The sequence below is a fragment of the Maribacter hydrothermalis genome (genome assembly GCF_001913155.1).
Lineage (GTDB): Bacteria > Bacteroidota > Bacteroidia > Flavobacteriales > Flavobacteriaceae > Maribacter > Maribacter hydrothermalis.
Genome location: NZ_CP018760.1, coordinates 387,836 through 409,314, shown reverse-complemented (window position 1 = coordinate 409,314; position 21,479 = coordinate 387,836). Strand labels below are relative to the sequence as shown.

Here is a 21,479-nt window from a genome sequence, read left to right as displayed (position 1 = left end):
TATATCTGGAAAATGACCTCCTTAAGAATGCGGATTATATAAAATGGTTCATAAATATCCTATCTCTATGTGTAAATGTAATGTGGGGCTTCTTTCCATTGACATAGGATATAAATATAATGGGAATGACTAAAAATTATGAGTGCAAATTGCCGTATTTTTCTACGGATAAGCCCGTATTTTTATACGGATTTAAGGAATCGAAAATACCTTAAGGAATTCACCTCGATTTTTCACCTCAGTTTTTTTAAAAATATTCGAGGCATGTTTAGTAACCGTACTTTCTTCAATAAACAAATCCTTGGAAATCTGTTTATAATTTTTGTCCTCTAAAATTGACATTGCAATCTCTATTTCTCGTCTTGTCAATCCATTTTTTATGAGCTTGGAATGGATACTATTAGTATTCAAATGTTGATAATATGTGAATACCTGTTGCATTTTACCTTTGTTTTCTAGTAAGTAGAGATACCTATCAATTTCCATAAAAGTGATGCAATAAAAGGCAATATTTATAACGGTAAAAGTCAACCATTGATAATCACCTAAAACGGTTAAAATAGGTAATAAACCAATACAAGTTATTCCAATAAGCGAAAACTGATTTCTACGAACGACTAGTGGATATGGTTTTTCTTTTACTGTTATTCTCTTATAAAACGCCCAACAGATATACAAACAAATAGCGGAAACAGGAATAGAAAAGTAGATTCTGGAAGATTCAATAGAATCATTAAAGAAATATGGTACTAGAAATAATAATATAAAACAGGCGATTACGTAGTATGCTATATTTGAAACTGATAGGCCAAATTTTAAGACCTCGATATCATATTCATCATACAGGTATTTAACGAAATATACACACATTGCAATAGATACGCCATAGGTAATAATATATTGTATTATAAAAGGTCCAGGAAAATTTTCAATGGGAAGTATGCCTCCAGTAAAGTTGTATAGAATAAATAGTGAACCGAGAATTATATACCTATTTAAATTAGTTTGAATTAGTCTTTTGGATTGTATAAACGCTAAAGTAACCAACAGCAAGTCGATAAGTAAAAAGAAAAAAGTGGTCCAATGAATTGATGTTCCAAACATATAGATTGACTTTAGTTTCGAATTTTCTCAAATCTGTTTTTAGCTGTATTTTTTCTTACATTATTCCAAATAAATATTTTACCATTCATAGCGATGTAAACTCCATTAGATAAGGTTTGAAGAGCACCTAATGCAAAGCCTAGATTAAAAGTAGCATCTGAATTTTTTTCAGTGCCTAGAATAAATGAACCTACTAAAACTATTGTCTTATCCAAATGAAGCTTACCTAGATAAATAGCAGTTTCTACCATAGTAATTGTTCCATGGGTAATTAGTATGAGACTGTTATTAACTTGAACTATTTTCTGCTGTAGTATTTTTCTATCCTCATTAGAGATAAAGCGGCTATCTTTTGAAAATGCTTTCTCTATTTGGTACTCCTGAGAAATATTTACATTTTGAAGTATACTTTGTATTGAGACGAGGGTTCCTTCATTTTCGGACTCGTTACTGTGCTCAATGCCTTCAATAGTGCCTCCTGTTGTAATTATCAAAATCATTATAAGTAGGTTTAGGCAGGTAAAGGTTATTTACTTTACTCTGCTATTTTCAATAAAGATGTTTGGTAACTTGGTTTGGGGTATTCTTGGTATCTTATTAATTTACATATTTAATATTAAAATTCTTACTTTATTGATAGATTTTAGACAAAATCAACAGTATTTGTTGAATTAATTCGAAATATTTTTAATTAGTGCTTTAAAATGAAAATCTTATAATTTTAGATTAGTTTCATAGAATCTGCAACTAATTGATTTGAATTATTATAGTATCTTTGAAATACAATCAAATTGATTACGAAAGTTACCTATTCGGTTACCTTTTTTGAAAAAGCTATTGTAACTTATTGATATAGTTCGGTTTATGATATGATGGATAATCCTGTCATCCCGACTTTTAACATTTTGTCAACATTTTAATCCTGATAATTAATTGATTATCAGGATTTTACGTTTTTATAAATATTGTAAAATCACCCCAAATCAGGCTAATTTCGGCATCGAACGTGTCCTAATACGTGTCCTATTCTATGCTTACGGTTCAAAAGTCTTTTAAATAAAGGGCTTTATCCTTTGAACTATCGGGTAACTCGGATTTGAACCTGAATATTTTATTTTCAGTTAGAAGATTTTCGAAGAGTTTTTGATGGTAATGTAGTATTCCTTCCCGGCTTGGCTGGAAGAGTTAAGGGAATGAAATCCTAAAAAAAAGTGGTTTGTCCAAGACATTTTGGTACTCCAAGGTTCTTTTGCTGCCGTTTCATCTAGCCTAAATTTTTTAAGATTCTTACTCTTGAAAAATTGTAGCGTTTTCTGAAAAGGTAATGGCACCTATAAACGAGATACAAGAATATCCTTAAAAAACAATAAACAAGCATTGAATAAACAGTTATGAACTGTCTGGCAATGGGAGTGAAGTGTGACTATGTTCGATTGGATTGTTGTGTAACTATTTTTAAGGAAATTAATTTCAATTATTATTTTTTAACTTTATTTAAGTAAAATCACAATTTGATCAACCAAAAGTCTATCGCTGTATTACCGTTTGTCAATATGAGTAATGATATTGATAACGACTATTTCTGTGATGGTATTACCGAAGAAATCATTAATGCTTTAACCACGGTAAAGGGATTAAAAGTTATAGCGAGAACCTCTTCTTTTGCATTTAAACATAAAAATATAGATGTTAGGCATATTGGTAATCAGTTGGGCGTCTCAACGGTTCTGGAAGGTAGTATTCGAGTATTCAATAAAAGGATTCGTATAAATGTTCAATTGATACGGACAAATGATGGTTTTCAGGTTTGGTCACAGAATTTTGACCGGAAATTAGAAGATATTTTTGAGCTTCAAGACGAAATAAGCTTAATAATTGCCGAACAAATAAGGGAGAATTTTGGACATCTAGATATTTCCAAACACATTTCGATTATTGGTACCAAAAATATCAATGCATATAAACTTTATCTAAAAGGAAGGACATATCAACTCAACTGGGATTTAGAAGATTATTTCAAAGCCATTGATTGCTACAAACAAAGTATTGAAATTGATGCCGATTTTTATGATGCGTATTTTGCCTTAAGTAGGTCGTACGGTATTTTAGCGAGTTGGGGAGTTTTAGATAAAAATAAAGGGGTAGCAAACGCCAATAGCTATTTGAACCAAGGCTTGCAGATTAAATCCACATCTTATCTGGGGTATTTTGCAAAGTCATCCCTAAGTTTTTGGAATGAGTGGAATTATAACAAGGGAATAGCTTCTTTAAACAAAGCATTATATCAAAATCCTAGTTATGCCATAGCTTATGAAGGAATAGCAGAAATTTACATGGCTACAAATCAATTAGACAGAGCACTGTTGAATATTGATAAAGCCATAGAAATAAGCCCATTATCTCCCAACCATTATTTTACAAAAGGTAATATTTATTTTCTTAAAAGGGAGTATCATAAAGCCATTGATAATTTAGATGAATGTCTACGAATAGACCCGAATTTCACCTTGGCTATTGAGACCAAATTGGCCTGTTTCATATTTTTGAAAGACACAACTAAATTCAACGATTATATAGCTTCGATGCCCCAATTGATTAGTCCTAAAATTTGTGAAGTTCTTTTTAGATTAATTAATAAAAAACAAGTTAACAAAGCGATTGATTCGGTTGCTATTAATATTGAAGAAAGTTTTAAAAGCATTTATCCTTGGCATTTTTACTTCCTTATACATTCTGGCCAAATAGATAGGGCACTTCAGGTATTTGAAGAAAAAATAAAACTGAAAATTGGGCAACTTATCAATTTTCAGTTGGATCCCTTTTTAGACCCTTTAAGAAAACACAAACGTTTTGTTTTAATTGAAAAGGAAATTATTTTGTCCGGATCTCTTCTGATAGAAAAAGAAAAGACCATTACCGTACAAAAAGAAACTTCCCATCTTTTAAATGAAGCTGAGATCAAAAAATACAAATTGGTTTTAGATAGTTTTGTAAAAGATAATGAGCCCTTTTTAAATGCCAATCTTTCCCTAAAGGAATTGGGCAATAGTATAAAATTGCATCCTAATAAGTTGTCTTGGTTATTAAATGCGGAATATGACAAGAACTTCAACGATTATATTAACCAATATCGTTTAGATTACTTTAAAAGGATTGCTTTGGACAAAAGATTCAAAAACATTACCCTATTAGGATTAGCCTATGATAGTGGCTTTAATTCCAAAAGTGTTTTTAATACCTACTTCAAGAAAATAGAAGGTTTAACACCAAGTCAATGGGTTAAGACCAATAGTAACTAAGGTTATTCCCGTATTTTATTTTCTTCTATTTAAGTCGTTCTGAATTATATATTAGAACGACTGACACTTCTATTGTTTCTAAGTTTGAAATAGTTTTTACAGAAAATGTGTGATTTTTTTACCCCTAAAACGATTAATGAAGTATAGCTGTGTTACAATGAAAACGCCTTCAAACAAAATTGACATATCAATAATTATTGAGGAGAATAGAAACTTGATTTACAAAATCGTTAATAGTTACTGTTCAGATAGTAACGAGCAAGAAGATTTAATTCAGGAAATCATCTTTCAACTACTAAAAAGCTATGACAGCTTTGACCATAAAGGGAAAGTTACCACTTGGATGTATCGGGTAGCTTTTAATGTAGCAATATCTCATAATCGAAAATTAAGAACAAGAGAAAAGCACATTTTAGCCATACCATCTAAGTTAGTCATTGTTGCAGAAGAGGAAACTAACGAATATGATGAAAAAATAAAACAATTAAGAGCGTTTATACAGGAATTTGACCCATTGAACAAAGCTAATTTAATTATGTATTTAGATGGTAACAGTCATAAAGAAATTTCAGAAGGGATGGGCATCTCGGTCAGTAATGTAGGAACGAAAATTAACAGGATTAAAAAACAATTGAAGAAAAAATTCAAACAAAAGTAAAATGGAAAATATAAACATTCAAGACCTCTGGAAACAGAACGAACAATTATTGGAAAACACTAGAAAACTTAACGGTGCATTACTACGGGAAGTGAAATTGGACAAGGCCAAATCATCTATAAAAGGTTTGCTTTTTTTGCCCGTCAGCACCTTATTATTTTATAGTATTCTGGCTTCGTACGCACTCTATTTTATGGTCTCCCATTGGGGTACATGGTACTTTATGTTGGCCGGGGGAGCTATTGCCTTTTTTTCGATATGGTTGGTTATTACATCCGTCCAACAATTAAAACGAATCCTTTCTTTGGATTATGATGCCCCGATCACGAAGCTTCAAAAAAAGTTGGCCGAATTGAAAACGGCTATTGTGCAAAATTTAAGGATTGCGGCTTATCTACTGCCTTTTGGGCCATTTGTAGGTCTTTTCTTTTTCAAGGTCGTTTTCGATATCGATTTGATGAATGTATTAAACTATAACATGATCGTGTCCTTTGGGATTGTCACTATCCTATTGGAAGTCCTATCATTGGGAATACTTAGGGCACTTCGTTCAAAGAACATGAATAAAAAATGGCTCAACTGGTTGTTACTAGGGAGTGGTAATCAAGTGAACGAAGCATTACAGTACCTCGAAGAAATTGAAGAATTTCAAGTAGAAGCATAAGAATAGATTTATCTAAAATCATCTTTTTTTAACCCTTAAAGCTAGCTTTCAATTTATGGCCCAGGGATTACGCACCCTATTTTCAAATAAAACTTTAGACCATAATTCCGAACGTTCGAAATTATAATCTCGGACGATTGAAGACTTCTATTGCCTCAAATTTGCATTGTCAAATTAATACAAATCAATAAAAAACGAACAGTAATGAATTTTTTAAATCAACATCGCACAACTTTAAAAAAAAAAGCCCAGAGTAGAAACGTAAATCAATTGATGATTTTTCTATTACTCTGTATGACAGCTGTACATATATCCTGTACTAAGGACGATGATAGCATTCAAAATCCAACGCCAAATGGTATAGCCACATCGGAACAGCTATCGACCTATTTAGAAGATATTGCAAATACTAAAGAGATTCCCGGGTTTTCGGTAAACGTGAGTATAGGTAATACCAAAGCTTTTCATCAATCTTTTGGGTATGCCAACATTGCAAATGAAACACGGTATACAAATCAAACGGTAAACAACTTGGCTTCTGTAAGCAAAACGTTTGTAGGAGCTGCGGTAGCAAAAGCTATAGAACAAGGTCTTTTTACACTAGAAACCAATATCAATGATCTGTTACCAATAGCAATCAAGAACCCTAAACAGCCAACTGGAAATATTAAAATAAAGCACCTTGTTACCCATACATCTGGAATTGTAGATGTACCGGAAACTTACATCGCAAGTAACTATTTCATCTTGCCAGGCGAAGATATAACTACAGGTATAGGAAGCATTTTGGTTAATGAACTAGGAATGCAACAAATGGAGCAAGTAGATTTAGATGTGTATTTATCGGAAATCTTCGATGAAGACGGAGAGCTCTACAGCCCAGACAATTATTTAAATACCTTGCCTGGCACTACGTGGGCATACTCAAATGATGCAACCACTTTACTGGGGTATATTATTGAATATGCATCTGGGGATTCTTTTGATGATTATGTAGCAAAATACATATTCAGCCCTTTACAAATGACAAACTCCACCTATGATATTAGCGCCATTGACTTTCAGAACATGGCAACGCAATATTATGACAGTAGTTCACCATTTCCAAGATACGGAAATCATGGTTACGTAGAAGGTGGCCTAAATAGCAATAGCGATGATATGAGCAACTATTTATTGGATATGATGAAAGGGGCCAGGGGAGAAGGGTCTGCCTTATTTGCTCAGGACTATTATGATTTGCTGTTTCAAGAACAGTTAGAACCTGGTATTGTGCCTTCTGATTTTGCGGAAAACCATGGTTTGTTTTGGTATATGAAAAACGGAAATATTGTGCACGGAGGCAACAGTTTGGGCGTCTCTTCACATATTCAATTAAAACAGGACGGCTCATCAGGGTTCTATATTATATCTAACATGGATGGCACCTTTACCGTTAACGAATTAAAGTGGGAAGATACCAAATCCATTATCACGCAAGCAGTAGAAGAATTTATCAGTAATAATTAAAACGCAACAATTAAAATACTTTCAATCATAATCAATCAAAAAACTTCAAAATGAAAAAATTATTATTATTCAGTTTCACGTTTTTTACAATAAACAGTTTTGCTCAAAGCGATACCATACACGTTAAAACGGATACAAACGATCACAAATACAGAATAAGCTTTCCCGCAATTATCCTAGGTAACATTGGTAAAGGAGGCGAGAGGACAAATACGCAACATATTGAATTTCATGTTAAGAAAGAATTGGATGCCAAAAATATCGTTGGGATAAAATTTGCAACGTGGAGATTATTTCAACCTATGGGAATACAATGGTGGGATGGACTTTTGGACAAGATAGACACAGAAAGTGAGTTCTATCCAGGCCATGTAAGAGAAACGGGGATAGGAATTTCTTACCAGCGAATGCTATGGAAAGGGCTGTTTGCTTCGGTAGAAGTATTACCACAGTTCAAAACCTATATAGATGAAGACGATACTAAAATAGCAAACGGTTTTAAGCTTTATACGTCCTACCATGTGGGCTATCACATCGCTTTTGGAAAAAAGAAACGATTCTTCGTAGAACCTCAATTTCATTTTCAAAATTGGATGTTCGATACCAATACACCTGAAGCATTTAAAGTATTGGATGATAAGTGGAAAAACTATTTCCTATTTGAACCCAATCTTTATGTGGGGTATAAATTTTAATTGAATTTCTACAATTAATAGGGTCCCTAAATATGCATCAAGACGATTCGCCATTGCATGTATTGCATCAAATTAGAAAACAATCAAAGAACGAACAGTTATGAAAACAATCAAAAAACAAGTTTTAGTAAAAATAGTATGTATTATTTGCATACTAAGCTCTACTGTAGCATTTGCACAGAATACTACAAAATCTGGAAACCTGTCAGAACGTAGCGGATTCATCTTCGAATTCGGTCTCGGAGGAGGCATAATCGGTGTAGAAGATAGTAGAGGTATAAAAACCTTCGATAATTCACAAGGAGCCCTTAGTTTCCCAGAACTAAAAGTTGGTTATATGTTAAATGATAATTTGGCAATTACCGCTTCAATGCCGGGTATGGTTTACGAATTTGAAGACAACGACAGGCATTTTGGTGGTTTTATTCCCTCCCTACAGTATTGGGTAAAGGACCGTTGGTGGCTTCATGGTGGTATTGGTCTCGCCATTGATTCACCAGCACTTTATGATATTGAAGATACCGTTAATGACGACTGGAATTTTGGATGTGCCGTTATGGCCAGTACGGGGGATGAAATTTATAAAAAGAAAAATTTCGCACTTAATATACAATCCAAAGTAGTACTTGGTCGCGCTTTTTTAGACGGCGATACGCATAGGGATGCAGTCACCTTTAATGTAGGATTAGGGTTTAGCTGGTTATAAAAAATTAAGTAGATTAAAAATGAAGAAGACTAATTCACAAACCGTTTTACTTGCAGGAGCTACGGGATACTTGGGCGGTTATATCGCAAGAGCCCTATCACAAGACCAAATGGCCGCTAAACTGATAGCAAGATCACCTCAAAAGCTAAAACTACTGGAAAGTAAAACGGTTAAAATAATTAAGGCCGAAGTTACAAAACCAGAAACATTAGAGGGCATTTGTGAAGGTGTAACCACCGTAATTTCAACTATTGGCATTACAAGACAAAAAGATGGCTTAACCTATATGGATGTAGATTATCAGGCGAACCTTAACCTGTTGAACGAAGCTAAAAGAGCAGGCGTTAAAAAGTTTATCTACGTCTCTGCAATTAATGGAAATACCTACAGGCATCTTAAAATTTTTGAAGCCAAAGAAAAGTTTGTAGATGCATTAAAAAGTTCTGGATTGGACTTTACGGTAATTCGCCCAAATGGATTCTTTTCAGATATGCAAGATTTCTTGGATATGGCCAGGAAAGGAAAAGTCTACCTTTTTGGACATGGTGAACAAAAATTCAATCCCATTCATGGCGAAGATTTGGCTATTGTTTGTTTACAGTCAATCAACACTCACAATAAAGAAATTATAGTTGGCGGACCAGATGTTTTAACATTAAATGAAATCGGAGAAATGGCTTTGGATGCATTGCAAAAACCAAAAAAGATAATTCATTTACCAGATTGGATAAGAAGGTTTGTTATTTGGGTTTTACGCACGTTTACTTCATCTAAAACCTATGGCCCCGTCGAGTTTTTTTTAACCCTAATGGCAGAAGATAATATTGCTCCACGCTTTGGGGAAAAACGATTGCATGATTTTTTTAGGGAAAACAGTTAACAATAAATACGTTATGTTTAAAAAATACAGAATTGTAAAATATGTACTGGCATCGTTAGCTATTGTTAGTACGATATCGATTCTTATAGGAGTACATATTGCCAGTCTCTTACCGGCAGAAGACATTACATTAAGTAATAGCCAAGCTAGCGAGATAGCATACCTAAATAAAAATGTGCCCTTTAATAGGGGAAAAATTCTTGCGGTTGTTACCAGCACTGATGTTATGGGTGCTAACGGCAAAGCAACGGGTTATGAGTTAACCGAATTAGCGCGAGCATATTATGTTTTTACGGCCAACGGTTTTGACGTAGATATCGCTAGTCCGTTAGGTGGAATTCCTCCAGTGGTATTAGATGATGACGATATGGGGATTTTTGATTATGCGTTTTTGAATGATGTAAAAGCACAATCTAAAATACATAAAACCTTACCGTTAAAAGATGTTGTAGGCGAGGATTACAAAGCAATTTATTTTGTTGGAGGCAAAGGCGCCATGTATGATTTTCCGGACAATACATATGTACAAAGATTGGTACGAGACTTTTACAGTGCCAATAAAGTTATTGGTGCAGTTTGTCATGGACCTGCTGCACTTGTAAATGTTACCTTGAAGAATGGAAAATCATTTTTGCAAGATAGGCAGGTGAGTGGTTTTACAAATAAAGAGGAGCTTTTATTAATTCCAAAAGCAGCATCCATATTTCCATTTTTATTACAGGACAAATTAATTGAGCAAGGAGCAGTATTTAATGAAGGTTTGATGTATTTGGAAAAAGTCAGTCATGATGAAAATCTAATAACAGGACAAAATCCCTGGTCGGTTTGGTTATTGGCGGAAACCATGGTAAGGCAACTGGGCTATGTGCCAAAACAACGAACACTAACAGGAGAGGAAAACGCTATTACCGTTTTGCATACCTATGAAACCATAGGAGCAACAGCTTCTAAAGTACTGATTAAACAAATAATTCTAGACAAGAAACAAACTGTTTCTAGAGCGTTACTTATAGATCACGGTGCTATTGCGATACTAAAGGCCGATTTAAAAAAGTTTTATGATTTGCTTGGATTAGCATCTTATGCAAAAGATATTGAGAACAAATAAAATACATTTATAAAAAACGCTCAGCAGATTTAATTTAGAATTTATATTATAACAAACATTTTAAACCATTAGCCATGAAAAATCACATCGTATTTATCTGTCTTATACTTTATACTTTAACCATAACTGCACAAACAGAAATAGAGAAAGAAATCAGCGCATTGTTGCAAACTGAATTACAGAAGCCGAATATATATAATGGATTTCTAAACGTATATTCAAATTCAAAATCAATACATATTCAATTAGCAGAAGGTACTTTTTATAACGGGAATACTGTAACAAATAATCATCCCTTTTATTCTGCAAGTATTGGAAAAACGTTTACGGCGACTGCCATTGCACTATTAAAAGAAGAAGGTAAATTAGCATTCAATGATGCAATTGGTCAGTATTTGCCTGAGACTGTTACAAATGGACTTCATATTATAAACGGTGTGGATAGCTCTTCTAAGATTACCATAGCACAGCTGTTACAACATACCTCAGGATTACCAGATTACTTTGAAGATAGTACCATCGATGAAAGTCCAAATGTCATTTCTCAAATATTTAAACATCCGAATAAAACATGGACACCTTTAGATTGTATTCAATTTACAAAGGAAAAAATGAAACCCCTATTTCTTCCTGGTGAAGGCTACCATTATACAGATACCGAATATGTTCTCCTTGGGCTTATTGTTGAAAACCTTAGTGGTTTAACATTGCATGATTTTTTCAAGCAACATATTTTTCAACCCTTGAATATGAATCATACGTACATGAATTTAAAATCAGAACCTATAGATTTAACTCCGCAAATGGCTGAAGTATTCGTAGGTGACCAAGATTTATCTGAATTTGATAGCTTAAGTGCCGATTGGGCCGGTGGGGGAATTGTAGCAACTGCGGCGGATTTGATAGCGTTTCAACAAGCACTATTCAGTACTACATTATTAACTGCTGAAACCTTGGATATGATGCAACAATGGACATCCGAAACTCAAGGCATGTATTACGGTTTTGGATTGCGAAAAATAGTATTTGACGAACTTCATCCCAGTTTACCAAATTTTGAAGTAATCGGTCATTCTGGGAGTACAGGTTCGTTTTTATACTATTGTCCTGCTTTGGATACCTATGTTTCTGGAACCCTAAATCAAGCAGAGGAAGTAAGAGCTACCATACCTTTAATCGCCAAGATTCTGAAACTAATTTAAAGAAATAGTCGTGTCCAGAAAGCTATCTACCATGACAATGGTTATATAAACGGGCAAGAGTAGGTCGTAAAACATAGCGCCGTTATGGCCAAACAACAAACTTAAGCCTATAAGCAGATTCTCTTCGAAAAAAAACTTTTCAAAAAACAGTAGAAAAGTGCTAAAGCCAAAGATATAGTGGCTAAAAAGCGCACAGAAAAACAGGGTCGTGAAAATATCGTGACAATCAGTTGGCTATTCGTTTACTTTAAATGTTATTGTATCTTAAAATATCAATGCAAAAAGCGGAAAAGTCTCCAACATTTTTTCCTCTAGACATTATAGCTTAAAACGTTAGCATTCATTATTCCGTCCTGAAATATGCATACAAAAGGATAGTTTATTTTGTCTATTACGGTTAATTTTTAGCCGATGCATGATATCAGATCGTATTTTACCTTTTAAATATTTAAGGGGTCACTGTTTTTATTGATTGAAAATCAAATACGTATCGTTTTGAATACTTTTGGAATTCATTTACTATTTTTAAGCTACGAAAGCATTATAATGCTGATAAACATGTCCTTGGACGTGTCCTAATTTAAAAAAAATATTGTAATGAGCTGATTTTGAAATGAATGTGGGTAGGGTTCAAATCCTGTCATCCCGACAGAATAAGAAAATGAACTGTTTTTACAGTTCATTTTTTGTTTCCAAAAGCTTGAGTTTCAAAATAAAAAATTACAACACAATTAACGTTAACTGTTTATATTAAAAATACAGCCTATGTCTTTTTTGCCGAGAATATTAAACACACCTTATACGTGGATAAACTTCTCGGTTTTGTGATTTTAATGAGGATATAACTAAGATGAACCCTTTTTTAATTCCTAAAATTGAAATACTAGCAACATATATTGGTGGTAAAATGGTAAACGAAAATTTGGAAGATTAACTGTTGATATAAAAATTGAATGAATTATTTAGATATCAAATTATATAAATCCAACTATAATTCTTAATAATTAAACTATTATAGTACGAATATTCATTTGAAAAAATGAATATCGGTTATCGATAAATTCAATGACTGAAAAAAGCATATAAAACACCAATTACAATAATACCGGCAAAAGTATAACCAACTAATTTACCGGTAACTTTTGAGCCTTTAAATAAAGTAATTCCCAATTTAACAAGCATATTACTCATTACTGCGGTTACAATGACCGATGAGGCTAACTTTACTTTTTCTCCATCTGAGGCAAATTTTGCTAGGCTAATAGTAATTGCATCCGTGTCTGCCAAACCAGCAATTAGCGCAGAATAATATAATCCGCTTTCTCCGAAAAATTGATTGCTGTAAAAAACTGCAAAAAGAATGACCACATAAATAATACCAAACCCAAAAGCATTAAGGAGATTCATTGGGTTACCAAGATTAATATTGGTGTCAGGTTTATTAGTGTCATCTTTAATGAGAATTAAAGATATAATAAGGCATATTATTGAGAATAAAGCAAAAGGTATAGCTATATAAATGAATAATGCCTTATTGAATATGTATGTTAAAAAAGCAAGTCTCGGAAACATAATAGCTGATGCTATGATTATACCTGCAGCATATTTTTTTGACAGTTCAGGAGACTCAACGCTACGAGATGAGTAGCTCCAAGCAACAGCCGTGCTTGAAATAAGTCCGCCAAGAATTGCGGTCAATAAAATTCCTTTTTTGGAGCCTACAAATTTGACTAAAAAATAACCGATGAAGTTTAAGAAGGACACTATGACAATGATAGACCCAATCTCAAACGGATTTATCAATTCATTAGGTCCGTAATTGCTATTGGGTAAAAAGGGTAGAATCAATAAAGCTATGATTGAAAACTTTATTAGTGCAAAAAGTTCATCTGATGTTATATTTCTTATTACCATATGAAAATGGGTTTTAAGAGAAAGTAAAGTCACTATGATAACTGCTGTTGCAACAGCATTTCTATAGTATTCCGCAGATACCATTAACCCTAATATTAATGTAGCAATTAAAGCTATGTTGGTGGTGAAACTCCGTTCAAATGTAACCGTCTCTTTATATAAATGATTGAATCCTAAAAAGAAAATGAAAGCACCTAAACCAATAATTGGCAGCCAAGTAGAGTATGTTTCGGTAAGGCTGCCTAACGTAAACCCTAAAATAGCTACAATAGGGAAAGCTCGTATTCCAGCGAATCCTTTATCTTCTTTAAGATTATTATATTCTCTTTCCAGTCCTAGTATAAGACCTATTCCTAAACTAATGAGTACACCTAAAATATAAGGGTCAAGTACTTTGGTTATTTTTTCAAATTCACCCATGTATTTTTCTTCTAAAGCTGATTATTTCTGAAAATTGAGATTACGATATAGAACCCCAACAAGGCAGATAATACAAAACCTATTCCGCCTAAAACTGGAATTCCATTAATTAACGGGGGCATTTTTGCCATTACTAGTAATGAAGAGCCAATTGAAAGTGCAGCAATAATAACAGCAAAAACTAAACGGTTTACTGCCTTGCTTGTGGCAATCTGAAATTCCTTAAGTCCTTTGTGCTCATGCACGACTGCTAACTTACCTTCTTTAATTTTTTTAATGATGGTATTTAAATCATTTGGCAAAGTATCGGCAAGGGCATTGAAATCTTTTATACGTGTAAGGTTCTTTTTTAAAAGGTATTTTAAACTAAATCTTTTACGCAAAATTTTGGTTACATAAGGTTCTAGATTTTTAGTAATATTAAATTCAGGGTCTAGTTTAAGACCAACACCTTCTATGAGTACAATACCTCTTATCAGCATATATAAGTAGTGGGGAATTATAATTTGATTCCCGAATAGGATAACTTTAAATTGAGATAAAGTATCCCCAAGTTTTATGTTTTGGATAGCAGTATTACTTACACCTTCAAGTAATTGATAAAGGTCTTGTTCTAGTTTTTTGTAATCAGGAATATTGGTTTTTATAGCTATTTTCTCAAGAACTGATATTATTTTTTTAACATCCTTACTTAAAAAATGGAGTAGAAGATCATTTATTGATTCTTTTTCGTGGGGTAGAATAGTACCCATCATTCCAAAATCTAAAAAACTTATTTGTTCGCTATCTGGAAGTATAAATATATTACCAGGGTGAGGATCTGCATGAAAAAAACCAAAGTCTAAAATTTGTTCTATATATAAGTCTACACCAACTTTAGCAACCGCTTTGGGGTCTATATTTGCCTCTATCAGTGCTTCTATATTAGAAACCTTAATGCCATCTATAAATTCCATACATATAATTTTATCTGTAGAAAGTTCTTTATAGATTTCGGGGACATGAATAAATTCATTGCCCATAAAGTTTTGAGCAAAACGCTCAGTATTGTCTATTTCTCTTACAAATTGAAGTTCTTCTTTTATACTGCGTTCAAAAGATTCTACAATTCTAATAGGCTGAAAAGCTTCTGCCTGTGTACTGTATTTTTCGAGACTTTGAGCAACCTGCTTCATAACCATAAGGTCGGCCTCAATGATTTCGGTAATATGGGGTCTTTGAATTTTTAAAATTACTTCATCGCCATTTATAAGTTGAGCGCGGTGTACTTGTGCTAACGATGCCGCAGCTAGTGGTTCTATTTGAATTGTGGCAAAATACTTGAACTTTTCAATACCTAACTCTTCTTTTACTGTAGTTAAAACATCGAAATCTTTGAGTTTAGGAACATGATCCTGTAATTTTTCTAACTCTTCAATTAAAGCAAAAGGCAACATATCTTCTCGTGTGCTAAAAATTTGTCCCAGCTTTATATAAGTTGGCCCTAATTCTTCTAACACCATTCTAACACGTTCATATTGAGAAAAGGAAAGATTTTTTTTAGTGTCCGGATGATTTTCTAAATAAGAATTTGGTATAAATTTTAGAATAGGACTATGAGCTAATATATCTTCAAAACCATATTTTACAAGCACATTGAATAGGGTAGCGTATCTTTTTATTTCTTTTTGAGATGGTAAATTTAAGATTGCCATTTATAGTAGAATTGATGAAGTTTTTCTATACTAGATTGTCCACATATTGCCTGTGAAAATATATCTCAAAGCTATTTTAAATTCAATGAGTGTTGTATGATATCAGTCATATTTCTACATAGGACAAGAGTTTTGTAGCTGGTCTTTACTCTTGAAAACCTGATCGGTAACTTCACTAAACAGATGTACTGCTTCAATATTTATTTAAACTTATTTTTGAGAACAACCGTATATTCTATATATTCTTCTATAATATTTTATTCGCATTATATTTTGAGTGTTTTAGTTTGTTCTTAATTGAGAATCTCATCCTTCATTTAAGAATTATTGTAAACAATGAAAAGAAGAAGATGGTAAAGTCCTAAGTCCTTTGTTTTAAAAATTACTCTATTTGTGAGGTAAAGACTAAATCTTGGTCCTCCATTGCCACAATTACTAATTTCACATAATCATTTATAGCTTTTTCAATATTGTTCGGGTCCGTAATATCAATAATACCTCTCCATATCATTGCTCTTTCTTTACCTTCACAAATGCAGTACAGCGTAGTTTCAGCATGATAAACGGTAAATTTTTCGTAATAATTATCATCATAGTAAATACCTTGATGCTCCAAATAATCGTCATTGAAACGAGATCGATGGTTTTCCCATCTATTGATAGATTTCATGAATTTTTCACGATTTTCAGAACCAGTAATTTTGGTTAAAAGAATGGCATCAAAATCTTTTTCTAAAAGACTTTGTTCTACAGCATCTAATTCTTTCTCCGTTTTTTTAGAATTGGTCAAGGTTAAATCGAAAACATCGACGCTACGCATAGCTTCGACATTTCTACTAGTAAACTCTTTTAATAGTAAGCTTTCAAAATTTTCCCTAGTTTCTGTACTTTGGGTCATGCCTACTAATAGCACTTTGTTGGCATTAAATATAACAATATCGGGGTTCTTCCAATTCTCGACTAAACTTATTGAAGAACAACCCATTAAGGATAGTAATGAAAATATGGCGAGTAACTTTTTCATAAGATTTGCATTATACGAATTGACTTACAAGATAGGAATATGATCAACCGGTGCATATGATAATAGTCAGTTGACGAATTTCAAGTTTAGTCTTTAAAGCAATAAATCTAAAGTTTCATCAAGTTTAGGAATGTGACATTCCCAACCTTTTGTATCTCTAATTTTTACTTTAAAAGCATCTAGGGCGTTAGGTTCACCATGAATAAGAAAAACATTTTCGGGAATATTTTTTATAGCATCGATCCAATGTAAAAGCTCAGCTTGATCTGCATGCGCAGATAAACTTTCTATTAAATGAATACTGGCTTTAACAGGGTAATATTTTCCGAAAATTTTTAGTTCATGTACACCTTCCAATAACTGACGTCCTCGGGTACCTTCGGCTTGGTAGCCGACTAATAGCACATTAGTTTTCGGTTCATCAACTAATTGTTTTAGATAGGTAAGTACCCTGCCGCCAGTTACCATTCCACTACCAGCAATAACAATTTTGGGTCTTGGGTCATCTATAGTTTTCCAAGTATCCGCATATGATGTAATAATATTGACATGGTTGCACATAGCATCAAATTCGTTCATGGAAAGCTTGTGCCAATCTGGATATTGCTGAAATACGTTTAGCACATTATTACCCATGGGGCTATCTATAAAAATAGGAATATTGGGTATTTTATTTTTCTTATACATTTGCCATAATAGATACATAAGTAGTTGCAAACGTTCAACAGCAAAAGAAGGTATTATTAAAGTGCCCCTTTCATTAATAGTTTTTTCAATAAGTTTAGTAAGGATTTCAACAACGTTTTCTTTAGGGTGTAGTTTGTTGCCATAGGTACTTTCTAAAAAAAGATAGTCTGCCCATTGTGGTCGTTCTGGTGGGGACAAAAGCTCATCATGTAATCTACCGACATCGCCAGAGAATACAAAAACCTTACCGAACATTTCTAGATGTATAAAAGTTGAACCAATAATATGCCCATTAAACTTAAATTTAAACCTAATGTTTTTTGAAAGTTCGATCCAATCATCTTTTACGCATCCAACGAATAACTTAATGGTATTTTCAGCTTCCTTAAGGTCGTAAAATGGTAAAGCTACAGGATGTTTAGAAAACCCTTCTTCGTTCGCTTTTTTTGCCTGTTCTTCTTGAATTTTAGCACTGTCCAACAAAATTATACGCGCAATTGCCAATGTTGGTTCTGTCGCTAAAATACTACCTTTAAATCCTTCTTTTACTAATCTAGGTAAATAGCCAGAATGATCTAAATGACCATGGGTTAATAGAACAACATCTATTTTACTTACATCTATAGGTAAAGGTTGCCAGTTTTTTTCACGTAATTCTTTAAGACCTTGAAACATACCACAGTCAACAAGAATATTTATTTCGGGTGTTTCTATGTAAAATTTAGAGCCTGTTACGGTACCAGAAGCACCGAGAAATGTAATACTAACTTTTTTCATAACCTTAATGTTTGCAAAGTTGTTCTATCTCATTTAAAATTTTGGTTTTTCTAGGTTCTGAAATACCTAAATGATCTAGAAAAAATTTATCTTTTATAAGCTGTCTGCAAAGCACTACGTTTCTGCTTAACAAGAATTGTTTTTCTCTATTGGTAAGCAAACCAGACACCGTAATTGGGTAAAGGCTTAGTCTGTCTATCCTATCTTTTAAACCATCATTAGTAGGGTAATCCCAACTTAATAGATAAAGTTCTGCACATTTTCCATAAGAAATTGCATCTTCGGTGAATCTTGTATTTGTTACGACCCAACCTTTGTTAAGCGTTTTATTAGTGTTTTTAGTTATCCAGTGCGCTTTAACATCGTTAAACCTGGAATGTATATATAAAGGCACTTTTACATTACAATTACGGCCTTCTTCATTATGAAATTTACATTCTATTACAGTTATGTTTTCATTTTTTTCTGCCACGACATCAATTTCATGTGTAACACATGCACCGTTTAAAATTACGTCTATCTTAACATCGTAGCCCGAGTATTGTAAAATGGCACCAACAAAGCGTTCAAAAGGAAAACCTGTAGGGCCTAATTCATAAATAGCCTTCTTAAGTTTATATTTTGAAGCGAAAACAGATTTGTTCTTTTTTAATAAAGAATACGCCCTGTTATATATTTCATTGGTTGTTATACCATCATAAATTTCATCATTGACTTTACTCACTATTTCTTCGACCAACTCATGCTTTGCCCCGCTATGTTTTAAAGAGGCTCTAAGTTTATCCAGTGAAAATTTCACTTTTTGTCCTGAAGATTTTATAATCTCTACGGTTTCTGTAGCATCCATACTATTTTTTTAGATTAATGTCCAATGGCGGAATTTTTAGAAGTTGCAGTGTGGTAGAAGCCATATTAACTTTGCCGTTAGTATGTGCAATGGCTTGTTCTATTTGTTGAAAAAGGGTGTTTTTAGTATTTCTTCTTAATTTATAGTCAGTTATATATCTTAGGTTTAGTTGAATCCAATTATCGGTTAAATTCATTGCTATGGTAGGTTCCAATGTGGCATTTTCAATGTAATACCGTTCTACCATTTCTTCCCATTTTGCTTTAGATTTTTCAGTATAATCTGATAAAAGTTCTAATGCATTATCCATTATTAGATTTTTAGCTAATGTGGTATCTGAGCCGTAGGTTATTAGGATATTCAGTTCGTCCCAAACAAATGGGAAATCCATCGAATAATTTTTAATTGGACCTTTGAAAACAAAAGCATTACTAATTTTAACTATTCTGCCCGAATAATTATCGCTACTTACCCATTCGCCCATTTCCATTATGGTAGTGTAAATACTATCAATATCAATAACATCGCCTTTTATATTATTAATTTCAATACGATCTCCAGGTTTGTATACGCGAACAAAAAAAATATAAAAAGAACCCGCAATACTTAGTATTAATTCTTGTAAGGTGAAAGTGATGCCTGCAGTAAAAAGACCTATGATAATGGTATAATCTTTAATACTATCTAGAGTAAAAGACATTACTATTAAAAGAAAAATAAGAGCATAACCAACAATTTCTACACCTTTTTGGGCTTTGTATCTTATAGAAAGAACATCAATTCTTTTTTTTAAAATCTTTCTGATAAGATTGATAATAAAAACTATTAAAAGAATCCACATAATTAATATTGCGGCCTTAATAAATGTAGGGTTCTCTAATAAAGATGATAATGCATTCATTTTGTTATTTTTAAAAAACCGCCAATGAAATTACTTCTTTGACGGTTTCGCTTTTAGACATTAACCAACCACTATTCTTGTCTAAAAAAATCTTTAACGTATGCTTTAATTTGGTTTAGGGTCATGCTATCTGCTTTCTTAACCGCTTTTAGTTTACCAAATAAGGATTTATAATGTTGAGCTAATACTTTTTTTAGTTTTTCATTTATATCTGCTGGTCCAAAAAGTAATAACTCATCACTGTCTAATATTGTTTCGGCTATGTGTTTAAAGTAGTTTTTAAACTGAGCATTCTCTTTCTCTAAATAGTTTTTTTCATGAGTAACATCTTGGTTGCCTCCCCATTTAGATCTTGTGCCTCCTGTGCCAGTTCTATTGAAAAATTCAATATTAGAATTTATTGTATGTATAGTTTCTTGATCTTCAGTCAAACTAATAACATGAGCATTTTTACTATCTAACCAAATGCCTACTTTTTTCATTTTTAAGATTTTAAAATTAGTATTTAGTGTAGCGCCAATATGGGAACCTTGCTATCATAACCAATTTCTTTTATTAGAGGTCTGGAAAATACACTGCTAAAGAAAAAATGTTTTCGATTAATAAAGGCTACCATATTACTATTTCTATTTTCTACAAAGGTTTGTATGCCCACTCCCAAATCTTTTTCTGTTAGGTTATAAAAAGTATGTTTTACTTCACTCAGTATTATTTTTAATAATTGTTGGTTACTAAGTTGAGTTTCAGAAAGTCCTTTCTTTTGGTTAAGATGTAAAATGGCAATTTCGGCGTTATGCATTTTACCAATTTCAACGAGGTAGTTTAATTCCATTTTTTTAAAAACTTCATTATAATCTGTAGGAAAAACAATTTCTTTAGGGGATGTAAACGAAGTATTTTCTGGTATTGCCAATACAGGACATTCCCTTATTTTTTCCATTGCCATAACGGTGTTACTGCCTAAAAGAACCCTTTTAGATCCTGTTGCACCTTTTGTACCCATTGCAACTAAATCAATATCTTTTTCCGCTATATTTTTTTTAATTGCTTCAGATAAAAAACTATAAGTAGACTCTGTATAATAATTATGTTTTGGGTTTTCTATATGTAGTGCCAAAGTGTTTAATAGTTTAGTGAATTTTTTTTCAGAATTTTGTTTTGCTTGTTCAAATTCAGCGCTACCTTCTTCTGGAATGTTTAAATTATTAGTTGTGTATTTTTCAAAACTAAATACATTCAAAAAATAAAAGTCACAATTTAATTTGGCGTATAAATCAACGGTATATCTAATAGCGTTTAGGGCATTTTTAGAAAAATCTGTAGGAATAAGAATACGCCTGTTCATCGTTGATTCAGTTGTTGTACCTACTAAAAGTAAAGATCAACAAGC

Annotated in this window: 19 protein-coding genes; 9 read left to right on the top strand and 10 right to left on the bottom strand. The window is 32.8% G+C overall.

Features of this window, described 5'->3' with window-relative positions:
- Positions 1 to 192: 192 nt before the first annotated feature.
- Together BTR34_RS01860 and BTR34_RS01855 are read right to left on the bottom strand one after the other, a co-directional pair.
- Positions 193 to 1,104: a helix-turn-helix domain-containing protein gene (locus BTR34_RS01860; protein ID WP_068486825.1), complete on the bottom strand. Its 912-nt coding sequence runs from the start codon at positions 1,102 to 1,104 to the stop codon at positions 193 to 195.
- Positions 1,105 to 1,115: 11 nt separating this feature from the next.
- Positions 1,116 to 1,604 (bottom strand): asparaginase domain-containing protein, encoded by a 489-nt coding sequence (locus tag BTR34_RS01855; RefSeq protein WP_068486827.1) that lies wholly within the window; start codon positions 1,602 to 1,604, stop codon positions 1,116 to 1,118.
- A 1,053-nt stretch (positions 1,605 to 2,657) separates the two neighbouring features.
- On the opposite strand from BTR34_RS01855, the gene BTR34_RS01850 reads away from it, so the two are divergent.
- The 9 genes from BTR34_RS01850 (at position 2,658) to BTR34_RS01810 (ending at position 11,825) form a co-directional block, all read left to right on the top strand.
- Entirely contained in the window at positions 2,658 to 4,403 is a 1,746-nt protein-coding gene (locus BTR34_RS01850) for a helix-turn-helix domain-containing protein (protein ID WP_068486828.1), read from the top strand.
- Positions 4,404 to 4,560: 157 nt separating this feature from the next.
- Positions 4,561 to 5,061, top strand: coding sequence for an RNA polymerase sigma factor (locus tag BTR34_RS01845; protein ID WP_068487084.1), 501 nt, complete (start codon positions 4,561 to 4,563; stop codon positions 5,059 to 5,061).
- 1 nt (position 5,062) lies between these two features.
- Positions 5,063 to 5,725, top strand: coding sequence for a hypothetical protein (locus BTR34_RS01840; RefSeq protein WP_068486829.1), 663 nt, complete (start codon positions 5,063 to 5,065; stop codon positions 5,723 to 5,725).
- A 204-nt stretch (positions 5,726 to 5,929) separates the two neighbouring features.
- Positions 5,930 to 7,234: a serine hydrolase domain-containing protein gene (locus BTR34_RS01835; RefSeq protein ID WP_082960231.1), complete on the top strand. Its 1,305-nt coding sequence runs from the start codon at positions 5,930 to 5,932 to the stop codon at positions 7,232 to 7,234.
- 50 nt (positions 7,235 to 7,284) lie between these two features.
- Positions 7,285 to 7,929: a hypothetical protein gene (locus BTR34_RS01830; protein WP_068486831.1), complete on the top strand. Its 645-nt coding sequence runs from the start codon at positions 7,285 to 7,287 to the stop codon at positions 7,927 to 7,929.
- Between the two features lie 100 nt (positions 7,930 to 8,029).
- Positions 8,030 to 8,635 carry a hypothetical protein gene (locus BTR34_RS01825; RefSeq protein ID WP_068486833.1) on the top strand — a complete coding sequence of 202 codons (606 nt, stop codon included), beginning with the start codon at positions 8,030 to 8,032 and terminating at the stop codon, positions 8,633 to 8,635.
- A 19-nt stretch (positions 8,636 to 8,654) separates the two neighbouring features.
- On the top strand, positions 8,655 to 9,515 hold the full coding sequence (locus BTR34_RS01820; RefSeq protein WP_068486834.1) for an SDR family oxidoreductase: 861 nt from the start codon (positions 8,655 to 8,657) through the stop codon (positions 9,513 to 9,515).
- A gap of 13 nt (positions 9,516 to 9,528) precedes the next feature.
- The gene (locus BTR34_RS01815; protein ID WP_068487087.1) at positions 9,529 to 10,623 is read left to right on the top strand and encodes a type 1 glutamine amidotransferase domain-containing protein; all 1,095 of its coding nucleotides are present in this window, start codon (positions 9,529 to 9,531) and stop codon (positions 10,621 to 10,623) included.
- Positions 10,624 to 10,697: 74 nt separating this feature from the next.
- On the top strand, positions 10,698 to 11,825 hold the full coding sequence (locus BTR34_RS01810) for a serine hydrolase domain-containing protein (protein WP_068486836.1): 1,128 nt from the start codon (positions 10,698 to 10,700) through the stop codon (positions 11,823 to 11,825).
- 1,062 nt (positions 11,826 to 12,887) lie between these two features.
- Here the strand turns inward: BTR34_RS01810 and BTR34_RS01805 are convergent.
- From BTR34_RS01805 to BTR34_RS01770, 8 genes are all read right to left on the bottom strand, one after another.
- Positions 12,888 to 14,159: an MgtC/SapB family protein gene (locus BTR34_RS01805; protein WP_068486838.1), complete on the bottom strand. Its 1,272-nt coding sequence runs from the start codon at positions 14,157 to 14,159 to the stop codon at positions 12,888 to 12,890.
- A gap of 11 nt (positions 14,160 to 14,170) precedes the next feature.
- Complete coding sequence (locus tag BTR34_RS01800) at positions 14,171 to 15,853, bottom strand: ABC1 kinase family protein (RefSeq protein WP_068486839.1); 1,683 nt, start codon at positions 15,851 to 15,853, stop codon at positions 14,171 to 14,173.
- 382 nt (positions 15,854 to 16,235) lie between these two features.
- Complete coding sequence (locus BTR34_RS01795) at positions 16,236 to 16,877, bottom strand: hypothetical protein (RefSeq protein WP_068486840.1); 642 nt, start codon at positions 16,875 to 16,877, stop codon at positions 16,236 to 16,238.
- Between the two features lie 93 nt (positions 16,878 to 16,970).
- Complete coding sequence (locus BTR34_RS01790; protein WP_068486842.1) at positions 16,971 to 18,341, bottom strand: MBL fold metallo-hydrolase RNA specificity domain-containing protein; 1,371 nt, start codon at positions 18,339 to 18,341, stop codon at positions 16,971 to 16,973.
- Positions 18,342 to 18,345: 4 nt separating this feature from the next.
- Entirely contained in the window at positions 18,346 to 19,188 is an 843-nt protein-coding gene (locus BTR34_RS01785; protein WP_068486844.1) for an ATP cone domain-containing protein, read from the bottom strand.
- Between the two features lies 1 nt (position 19,189).
- Positions 19,190 to 20,089 carry a mechanosensitive ion channel family protein gene (locus tag BTR34_RS01780; RefSeq protein ID WP_068486845.1) on the bottom strand — a complete coding sequence of 300 codons (900 nt, stop codon included), beginning with the start codon at positions 20,087 to 20,089 and terminating at the stop codon, positions 19,190 to 19,192.
- A gap of 71 nt (positions 20,090 to 20,160) precedes the next feature.
- Positions 20,161 to 20,571, bottom strand: a complete 411-nt coding sequence (locus tag BTR34_RS01775) for a hypothetical protein (RefSeq protein ID WP_068486847.1) — start codon at positions 20,569 to 20,571, stop codon at positions 20,161 to 20,163.
- Between the two features lie 23 nt (positions 20,572 to 20,594).
- Positions 20,595 to 21,434: a universal stress protein gene (locus BTR34_RS01770; protein WP_068486848.1), complete on the bottom strand. Its 840-nt coding sequence runs from the start codon at positions 21,432 to 21,434 to the stop codon at positions 20,595 to 20,597.
- Positions 21,435 to 21,479: the final 45 nt, after the last annotated feature.

Coding starts and splice junctions, on each gene's coding strand:
- BTR34_RS01820 (WP_068486834.1), top strand. CDS start 8,655: ATGAAGAAGACTAATTCACAAACCGTTTTACTTGCAGGAGCTACGGGA.
- BTR34_RS01770 (WP_068486848.1), bottom strand. CDS start 21,434: ATGAACAGGCGTATTCTTATTCCTACAGATTTTTCTAAAAATGCCCTA.
- BTR34_RS01780 (WP_068486845.1), bottom strand. CDS start 20,089: ATGAATGCATTATCATCTTTATTAGAGAACCCTACATTTATTAAGGCC.
- BTR34_RS01810 (WP_068486836.1), top strand. CDS start 10,698: ATGAAAAATCACATCGTATTTATCTGTCTTATACTTTATACTTTAACC.
- BTR34_RS01815 (WP_068487087.1), top strand. CDS start 9,529: ATGTTTAAAAAATACAGAATTGTAAAATATGTACTGGCATCGTTAGCT.
- BTR34_RS01795 (WP_068486840.1), bottom strand. CDS start 16,877: ATGAAAAAGTTACTCGCCATATTTTCATTACTATCCTTAATGGGTTGT.
- BTR34_RS01830 (WP_068486831.1), top strand. CDS start 7,285: ATGAAAAAATTATTATTATTCAGTTTCACGTTTTTTACAATAAACAGT.
- BTR34_RS01800 (WP_068486839.1), bottom strand. CDS start 15,853: ATGGCAATCTTAAATTTACCATCTCAAAAAGAAATAAAAAGATACGCT.
- BTR34_RS01790 (WP_068486842.1), bottom strand. CDS start 18,341: ATGAAAAAAGTTAGTATTACATTTCTCGGTGCTTCTGGTACCGTAACA.
- BTR34_RS01775 (WP_068486847.1), bottom strand. CDS start 20,571: ATGAAAAAAGTAGGCATTTGGTTAGATAGTAAAAATGCTCATGTTATT.
- BTR34_RS01855 (WP_068486827.1), bottom strand. CDS start 1,604: ATGATTTTGATAATTACAACAGGAGGCACTATTGAAGGCATTGAGCAC.
- BTR34_RS01860 (WP_068486825.1), bottom strand. CDS start 1,104: ATGTTTGGAACATCAATTCATTGGACCACTTTTTTCTTTTTACTTATC.
- BTR34_RS01825 (WP_068486833.1), top strand. CDS start 8,030: ATGAAAACAATCAAAAAACAAGTTTTAGTAAAAATAGTATGTATTATT.
- BTR34_RS01845 (WP_068487084.1), top strand. CDS start 4,561: ATGAAAACGCCTTCAAACAAAATTGACATATCAATAATTATTGAGGAG.
- BTR34_RS01835 (WP_082960231.1), top strand. CDS start 5,930: ATGAATTTTTTAAATCAACATCGCACAACTTTAAAAAAAAAAGCCCAG.
- BTR34_RS01785 (WP_068486844.1), bottom strand. CDS start 19,188: ATGGATGCTACAGAAACCGTAGAGATTATAAAATCTTCAGGACAAAAA.
- BTR34_RS01840 (WP_068486829.1), top strand. CDS start 5,063: ATGGAAAATATAAACATTCAAGACCTCTGGAAACAGAACGAACAATTA.
- BTR34_RS01850 (WP_068486828.1), top strand. CDS start 2,658: ATGAGTAATGATATTGATAACGACTATTTCTGTGATGGTATTACCGAA.
- BTR34_RS01805 (WP_068486838.1), bottom strand. CDS start 14,159: ATGGGTGAATTTGAAAAAATAACCAAAGTACTTGACCCTTATATTTTA.